At 69.4% G+C, this 8,227-nt stretch carries 5 protein-coding genes and 1 pseudogene; 3 read left to right on the top strand and 3 right to left on the bottom strand.

All coding sequences use genetic code 11. The features are described from left to right. The first annotated feature begins 154 nt into the window (after positions 1 to 154). Entirely contained in the window at positions 155 to 1,141 is a 987-nt protein-coding gene (locus ABZ570_RS32970; RefSeq protein ID WP_358071936.1) for a helix-turn-helix domain-containing protein, read from the top strand. Continuing rightward, complete coding sequence (locus tag ABZ570_RS32965; RefSeq protein WP_358071934.1) at positions 1,138 to 2,109, top strand: helix-turn-helix domain-containing protein; 972 nt, start codon at positions 1,138 to 1,140, stop codon at positions 2,107 to 2,109. The genes ABZ570_RS32970 and ABZ570_RS32965 overlap by 4 nt, the downstream gene beginning before the upstream one ends. 23 nt (positions 2,110 to 2,132) lie before the next feature. Here ABZ570_RS32965 and ABZ570_RS32960 read toward each other — a convergent pair. From ABZ570_RS32960 to ABZ570_RS32950, 3 genes and pseudogenes are all read right to left on the bottom strand, one after another. Further along, a pseudogene (locus tag ABZ570_RS32960) lies at positions 2,133 to 2,611 on the bottom strand (helix-turn-helix domain-containing protein); the annotation flags it as partial. A gap of 39 nt (positions 2,612 to 2,650) precedes the next feature. Continuing rightward, positions 2,651 to 3,436, bottom strand: a complete 786-nt coding sequence (locus tag ABZ570_RS32955) for a MerR family transcriptional regulator (protein ID WP_358071932.1) — start codon at positions 3,434 to 3,436, stop codon at positions 2,651 to 2,653. A 47-nt stretch (positions 3,437 to 3,483) separates the two neighbouring features. Then, on the bottom strand, positions 3,484 to 4,293 hold the full coding sequence (locus tag ABZ570_RS32950; protein ID WP_358071930.1) for a DUF2268 domain-containing putative Zn-dependent protease: 810 nt from the start codon (positions 4,291 to 4,293) through the stop codon (positions 3,484 to 3,486). A 352-nt stretch (positions 4,294 to 4,645) separates the two neighbouring features. Between ABZ570_RS32950 and ABZ570_RS32945 the strand changes: the two genes are divergently transcribed. Continuing rightward, positions 4,646 to 7,315, top strand: a complete 2,670-nt coding sequence (locus ABZ570_RS32945) for a S8 family serine peptidase (protein ID WP_358071928.1) — start codon at positions 4,646 to 4,648, stop codon at positions 7,313 to 7,315. The last annotated feature ends 912 nt before the right edge of the window (positions 7,316 to 8,227 follow it).

Genomic DNA, 8,227 nt, shown 5'->3' with positions numbered 1-8,227 from the left:
GGCTGCGATCAGTGCGCTCACCCCGGTGAAGAACAGCATCGGCAGCATCAGGTAGCCCACCCCAGCTGATCACCCGGCGCCGGGATCTTTTCAAGATCTATCACGGTGGCGCATACTTATGCCCCAGCGACGGGTCGAGGGGAGGCGTCCGCCGATGCTGGGTGCGCTGGGCCTGAGCACCGATGAGGAGTCTGTCTACCGCCGGCTGGTCGAACGCACCGCGGCCGGCTCGGCCGACCTCGCGGAGACCACGCAACTGCCCGAAGCGACGGTCCGAGCGGCGCTGTCACAGCTGGTGGCGGACGGGCTGGTGAAGCGCACGCCCGACGGGGAATTCTCGGCGGCGCCGCCCGCAGTGGCGCTCGGCGCGCTGATCAGCGAACGCCGGGAAGGCCTGCGCAGCGCCGAACTGGCGCTCGTCACGCTCGCCGAGGAGCACCGCGCGGCGATGGCGGACCGGAGCATCAGCGAACTGATCGAGGTGGTCACCGGAGTCGACGCCGTCCGCCACCGGTTCGCCCAGGTGCAGCACGCCGCCCGGACTCAGGTGCGAAACTTCGTCACCGCCCCGTTCGTCGCCGTGCCCCCGGGCACCAACACCCTGGAGACGGTGCTGATGGACCGCGGGGTGACATACCGGGTCGTGCTGGAACGAGCCGCGCTCGCCGAGCCTGGCATGATCGCCGAGACCATTGCGTCACTGCGTCAAGGCGTCCAGGTGCGGGTGGCCGAGTCGCTACCGATCAAGCTCATTCTGGCCGACGCCGAACTGGCTCTGGTGCCGCTGACCGTCGAACCGGGCGGCGAACCCGGCGCCGTGCTCCTGCACCGCAGCGGTCTGCTGTCCGCCATGGACGCGCTGTTCGAGATCGTGTGGCGCCACGCCCACCCGCTCGACGTGTCGGCACTGGCCGGGCTGACCGATGACGACGTCACCGCAGTGGACTCGGGTGCCCCGACCGAGCTGGACCGGAAGATCCTCGTACTGCTCCTGGCCGGACTCACGGACCACGTCGTCGCCAGCCAACTCGACGTCTCCCTGCGGACCCTGCAGCGTCGTCTGCGCCATCTGATGGACCTCGCCGGCGTGAAGACCCGAATGGAGCTGGGCTGGTACGCCGCCCGGCACAACTGGGCATGACGGAGCGCAGGATGCTGGCGGCCGTCGGCGTCGAACCCGGCGAGGAGCAGGTCTACCTGGCGCTCGTCGCCCGACCCGCGGCCGACGTGGCGGAGCTGTCCCAGCGGACCGGATTGCCCGTCCCGGACGTACGCCGGGCGCTGGCGGGGCTCGTGGCCAAGGGGCTGGCAGATCTTCCGGCCGACCCGGCGGGCGTGATCCGGGCGGCGCCTCCCGACCCCACCCTCAAACTCCTGGCGTTGCGCCGGATGGACGAGCTGCGTAAGGCGCAGGCCGTCATCGCGGAGCTGACCGAGCGCTTCCAGACCCGAGACTCGGCGTGGCGCGGTGCCGGGGCGGTTGAGGTGGTCGAGGGCGCCCGAGCCATGGCCGAGCGCTACGCCATGCTGCAGCGCGGGGCCACGCAGGAAATCTGCTCGCTCGTCAGGGGACCGGCTGTCGCCGTGCCGGCCACCGACAACGTGGGCCAGCGGGACGCGCTGCGGGCCGGGGTCCGCTACCGGGTGGTGTACGACCGCGACCTGCTGGACCCGGGCAGCCCCCAGATCCCGCTGCTGCTGGAGGAATGGGCGGCGCTCGGCGAGGAGATGCGGGTGGCCACCGTTCCGTTCAAGATGTCTGTCTTCGACCGACGGCAGGCCATGATCGCCTCGTCCGAGGAGCCGTTGCTCCTCGTGGTCCATGCCCGACCGATGGTGAACTGCCTCGGCTGGATCGTCGATCGGATCTGGGAGTCGGCGCTTCCGGTGCCCGCCGCGCTGTCCACAGCCGCCGACGGCCCGTTGGCCGCCGAGGACCGCCAACTGCTGGCGCTGCTCCTGGCCGGCTACACCGACCAGGCGATCGCCTCGCAGCTCGGGGTGAGCATGCGTACGGTCCAGCGCAGGGTGCAGCGGCTGCTCACCATCGCCGGAGTGCAGAGCCGAATCCAGCTGGGGTGGCAGGCCGCCAGGCGAAAGTGGATCTAGATGTACTGACCGGGGACGTTGCTGTCTCCCTGCTGCCGGCCGACGTACCGCCAGCCGCCGCCGTCGGGGATGTTCCCGAGCTCCTTCACGTCCACGTGGACCAGCGAGCCGGGCTGGCCATGTTCGTAGCGGCGGATCGGCTCACCGGTCGCGCGGTCCACGTACGACCACCGGTTCAACCGGGCGGAGGTGAGGATGCGGTGCACCGTCGATGGGGCGATACCGAGGCACGCGGCGAGCTGAAAGGTCCCTCTCGCAGGCGCATTCGCAGGTTCACGCATCGTTTCGTCACGGTCTTGCTCGTCCTGTTCGGCGATGACTTCGGCCGTGAGGAGCGGTCGTGCATGGACTCGCCAGCGAGATAGCGGTCGACCCAGCGCTTCACGGTTGGCCAGGACACTTGGAAGCGGGCAGCGACCTCACTGACCGGCCACCCGTCGACGACGAGGCGAGCGACCTTCAAGCGGTGACGGGCCGTGAGCGCGGCGTTCGGGTGTGACATGACGTCCTTCGGGTGTGGTTGGCCGCCCGTTGCTACGCGTCAGCCGCAAGCGTCGTCCACTCCGTGCGTCCGAACGTGGATGCGTAGGGCAGCGGCGGCGAGGCGTGCAGCGTCGGGGCTGCCGAAGGTGTGGTGGAAGTCGGGGGTGGTCTCGTACATGGCGGCCATCCCGCAAATCATGGCGGCGGACTGTGCCTCGTCACCGGCGTGGGTCGGAGTGCCGGGGATCTCGGCGAACCAGGCGATGTGGACTGCTGCATGCTCTTGTGCTGCTGGCGAGTCGGGTGCTTCGCCAGCTTCCTCGAGCTCGGCCCAGCGGTGTACGAGCGCTTCGCTCCTGACCTTCCAGTCCCGCTGCTGACTCACAGTCTTCGAGTGCCACCACTGGTTCGAGGCATCGAAGGCCTCCCGGCCCCAGCGGCGAACGACTTCGTCCTCATACGCGTCATTGAAGCCTTGGAGCATGACGTCCATACGCGGGTCGCGGCCCTCACGGCGCATCTGCAGGGTGTGCTCCACCGCTTGGATACGACGTTCGAGCGTGAGGCGGTCGGCCCTCAGCTGGTCAAGGTGAGCGAGTAGGGCATCGACCTCAGCCGCGGGTGAGGTCGCAGCATCCAGGGCCGATGCGATCTGGGCCAGGGGCATGCCCGTGTCGCGCAGCAGCAAGATCCGCTGCAGCCGTGCGACCGCGCCGGGCCCGTAGTACCGGTAACCGTTGGACCCGACGCGGTCAGGCGCGAGCAGCCCGATGCGGTGATAGTGGCGCAGGGTGCGGCCACTGATACCTGCGCGCTCGGCGAGCTCGTGCACGGTCCACTCCACCGCCGCCTCCATCTGATCGACTCGGCTCCCTCGGCCCCTGACCGGGCCTAGTGTGTCGCGTCCGAGGCCAGGCCCAGCCGCGGCAGGGCGACCTCGAGAATGTCAGCCGATGGAGTTCGAGTACTGCTAGCGGCCGTCGTCCCGGTCGCGTCGAGGTAAGCGCGCACGAGCCGGGCGCCCGCTGCGTACCCGGCACCCGTGGGCAGCCCAACCGGCTGGGCTCCGAACAACACAGCGCTGGCATCGCCGAGCACCCAGGAGGCGAAGTCGGACATGCCCGTCACGCCAAATCCCGAGGCAACCTTGGCCAGCACCGCGTCGTCAGCTCGTGTTTGGTCGCTGACGAAGTGGGTGTAGCCACGATGCCCGTACAGCTCAGCCGCGAACATGTCAGCCAGTCCCTCCGAGACGACGTGCTCGCCGACTGTCACGGTGGCGGGATCCCACACGATGCCGCCCGGGGAGTAGCGCACGTTGTGGTGCAGCTCGTGGACCACGATCGCTTCCAGCCGATCCAGGACGATGGGGTGCGGCCACACGGTGATGGTGATGTACCCGCTGATACCGCCGAAACCCGAGACGCCATGGACCTCGTCCATGAAGTGCGCGTTGGTCGGATCACCTAGGACGAGCAAAATACGCAGGTCAGGAACCTCCAGGCCCGGGACCGCCGACGTGAGTGCGGCGACACCCTCCTCGAGAGCAGAACTGACCCGACTCCACGCGTCAGCAGCCACCAGCTCGTCGAGCCCCTTGCGTATCCGCTCGTCAGCAACTTCTCTGCCGTCCACGGGGAACCCGAAGTTCTGCTGGTGCACCGTGGCCATGTCCACCCCGCCTGGGACGAAGAAGTACATGCCAGCCATGGGATCCCACAGGTCCCGTACCCGATCTGCACGTTCTGCGGGCGGCGCGTCCAAGATCCGCCTCATGCCCGAAGCGCTGTCAATCACTGAGATGGCCATGACGCGTGACGCTAAACATTGTCGTTACGACAAGGTCAAGGACTCGCTCGACCAACGTCCCCGGTCAGTACATCTAGAGACCCGACCTGCGGCGTGGCGGTGGCGGGTGACACCCGACGCCCGAACCTGCAGGTGGCGTTTTTGTGCCATGGCGATGAACCGTCAGCCTGAGCCCCTGATGATCGGTGACCAGCGATGGCAGTGTGTCCGGCGTCAGCACATCCCGTCCCTGGAAGGACCCGAAGTGACGCCCCCTGTCGTACCCCCGTCGCGGCGAGCGCGGCGCGCCGTCGCAGCACTGGCCACCACCCTCGTGGTGGGCGGATTGTCGCTGTCCGCCGTCCCCGCCCACGCCGACCCCACGGCCGCCCCCGTCGCGGACAAGCTGGGCAGCCACGACCGGGCCCTGATCGCCAGGTACGCCGCCCAGCACCGGACCCGGGCCGTCCCGGCCCGGGCCAGCCAGCCGGTCCCCGACTACGTCACCCTGATGCTCGCCGTGAAGTCGGGCACCACCGAGGCGGCGGCCCAGCAACTCACCGAGCTCGGCGCCGACGTCGCCCGGACCGACCCGGAGATCGGCTACGTCAAGGTGAACGTGCCGTTCGCCCTCGTGGACCAGGTCGTCGCCCTCGACAACGTGCTCCGGGTCGACGCCGACGAACTCCTGAAGCTGGAGGAGACGACGGCCGGTGCCGGCACCGAGGGTGCCGGCGCCGGCACCGGCGGCCTCCCGGCAGCCCCGACCGCGGCGACCCCGGACAACAACCCGTACCTGCCGACCGGCGAAACCGGCTCGGTCGCGTTCAAGAACGAGCACCCCAGCTATGACGGCCGGGGCGTGACCATCGGCATCATGGACACCGGGATCGACCCCACCCACCCGGCGCTGGCCACCACCACGACCGGCGAGCGCAAGCTGGTGGACACGATCGTCGGCACCGATCCGTTCAACCTCATCGACGCGCTGCTCATCGAGAACACCTGGACGCTGGTCAGCACGTCGGAGACCTCGAGCGACCGGGTCACCGGGCCGACCGCCGTCAAGCAGAACATCACCTGGACCCTGCCGGACGCCGGCTGTGCCGACATGTACCTGAAGACGAGGCTCTACAGCGGCATGCGCCTCGCCGACAAGACGCTCACCGGCTACCAGGGCATCGCCTTCTGCGCGACCGACGGCTCCGTCTGGGTGGACACCGACAACGACCGCGTCTTCACGCCGGACGAGCTGATCCGGCCGTATCGCGTCAACCACCAGGTCGGCTACCTCGGCACCGACAACCCGGCCACCGCCATCAACGAACGGCAGCCGTTCACCGTCGAGGTCAAGCAGCTCAAGCCGACCTACGTCGGCATCAACATCAACACCATCGAGGTGGACCACGGAACCCACGTGGCCGGGATCACCGCCGCCAACGGAATTCTCGGTGGGCAGATGAACGGCCAGGCACCCGGGGCCAAGCTGGTCTCGATGCGGGCCTGCACCAGTGGCGGCTGCTCCTCCGCCGCTCTCACCGACGGCATGATCGACCTCGCCACCAAACACGGCGTGGACGTCATCAACATGTCCATCGGCTCCAGCCCCGCCCTCAACGACGGCCAGAGCGCCATGGCCCTGCTCTACAACCGCCTGATCGATCAGACCGGCGTCCAGATGTTCGTCTCCGCCGGCAACTCCGGGGCCGGCACCAACACCGCCGGCGACCCGGCGCTCGCCGACAAGGTCGTCAGCGTGGGCGCCTCGGTCTCGAAGCAGACCTGGTGGGCGAACTACGGATCCTTCGTGCATCGGGTCAACTCCGTCTTCCCCTTCTCCTCCCGCGGCCCTCGCGAGGACGGCGGCCTCAAGCCGGACATCACCGCGCCCGGCGCGGCCATCTCCACCGTCCCGCGCTGGATCGACGAGCCCCCCGTCGCGAGCACCGGCTACACCCTGCCGGTCGGCTACGCCATGCTCCAGGGCACCTCGATGGCCTCCCCCCAGGCCGCCGGCGCCGCCGCGCTGCTGCTCTCCGCCGCCAAGCAGAACGGCATCAGCGCCACCCCGGCCGAGCTGCGCGACGCCATCTACTCGACCGCCGACTTCAACAAGGACGAGCCGGCAATCGCACAGGGCCGCGGCCAGTTCAACGTGACCCACGCCTGGCAGCACCTCGCCAAGGGCGTAGCGGACACCGACAGCGTCACCGTCTCCGCGCCGGTCTGCACCGTCCTCTCCGGCCGGCTGGTCCAGCCGCACACCGGCACCGGCCTGTTCAACAACTGCGCCCCGGGCAGCGGCGGCCAGGGCGTCGGCGAGTCCCGTACGTACCAGGTCACCCTGACCCGCACGAGCGGTCCGGACACGGCGCTCTCCTACGACCTCGGCCTGCAGGGCAACGACGGCACCTTCACCGTGCCGAAGAAGGTCACCCTGGCGAAGAACGTCCCCACCGTCGTCCAGGTGACCGCGGCCCCGGCCACCCAGGGCATCCACAGCGCCGTGCTCACCATCGACAACCCCAGGACCCGGGCCGTCGAGCGGTCGGTGATGCTGGCGGTCGCCGCCGCTGCCCCGCTCGTCGCCGGACACACCTGGTCGGCGGAGGGCACCGTCAACCGCAACGACACCGTCACCTACAGCGTCGCGGTCCCGGCCGGCACCACCAGCCTGACCGTGAACCTGTCCGGCCTGGCCGCGAACAGCCAGACCCGCTGGTGGGCCTTCAACCCGGAAGGCGTCAACGGCGAACGGTCGAGCTCGGGCAGCATCTACTGCTACGCCAACTACCTGGACGGCAACGGGTGCAACCCGCTGAGCCGTACCTACACCAACCCGAAGGCGGGCGTCTGGGAATTCGTCGTCGAGGCGCGCCGCACCAGCCCGCAGTTCGCGAACCCCTACCACCTGGAGGCCACCGTCACCCCGTGATGGCGCCGTGATCCGCCGGAGGCCCAGGTCGATCCGTCGACCTGGGCCTCCGGGCGCCCGGGTTTTCTGAGATGCGTAAGGGCTCCGCCTCGTACCTCTAGATCACCTCGTGTCCGTTGTGTCATGCAAGGTTGACGATGCAAGGTGCCTTCGCGAGAGAATTCTTCACGTGAGACGGTGGCTATGGGCGATGACGCTCGGTGGGGCGGCGGCAGGGGCGTTCCTTGTCGCTGACGCCGCCCACGCCGACCCGGCCCCGCTGCCGAACATTCCCCTGGTCGACGCCACCCTACGGCCGCAGATCGTCGAAACGCTGCTACCGGAGGTGATCAAGAAACCCCCGGTCAGCGGGCCGGACCTGCCGACCGTCAATCCGCCGGCCCCCACGCCAACCGGCACGGCCTCGCCAGGCGGTACGGCCACGCCCGTCGCCCGGCCGTCGCTGCGGGCCCCCACCCCAGCGAGATCGGCTCCTGCGCCGTCACCCGTCTCGACGCTGAAGCCGCTGTCCCGATCGGCGGCACCCGCGGCGTCCCCTCCGCCGGCCAGTCCGGCCCGAACTCCCGCACGGCAGCGGTCGCCGGCGGTCTTAGCCGCCGATGCGTCGCCGGCAGGCCCCCCCGCGGACCCCACACCGTGGCTGCCGTCGCTGTGGCTGGTGTCGGCGTCCGCGCCCGTCGTAGCCGGCGCCGCCGGTGCCGACCTGCCGGGGCCCTGGGCCACACCCGGCTCACCGCTGTCCACACCACCGCTGTGCCGAGGCGCAACCGCGGCTGCCCTGGACACCCGCGCCGCGAACCGGCCCGTGGAACGTGCTCCTCCACCACCCCGGCACCTCCTGATCACCCACACAGATTGGCGACGTTGATCAGGAGAGGTCATGGAGATAGCTGTCATTTGGGTTCCCGACGA

It is taken from the genome of Micromonospora sp. NPDC007271 (genome assembly GCF_040634005.1).
Taxonomy (GTDB): domain Bacteria; phylum Actinomycetota; class Actinomycetes; order Mycobacteriales; family Micromonosporaceae; genus Micromonospora.
The sequence above is the reverse complement of the archived record's forward strand: the minus strand, read 5'-3'. Positions and strand labels throughout refer to the sequence as shown.

What these genes read in the sequence shown, in the direction of transcription:
- ABZ570_RS32970 (WP_358071936.1), top strand. Translation starts at nt 155, where the DNA reads ATGCTGGGTGCGCTGGGCCTGAGCACCGATGAGGAGTCTGTCTACCGC.
- ABZ570_RS32965 (WP_358071934.1), top strand. Translation starts at nt 1,138, where the DNA reads ATGACGGAGCGCAGGATGCTGGCGGCCGTCGGCGTCGAACCCGGCGAG.
- ABZ570_RS32950 (WP_358071930.1), bottom strand. Translation starts at nt 4,293, where the DNA reads ATGTACTTCTTCGTCCCAGGCGGGGTGGACATGGCCACGGTGCACCAG.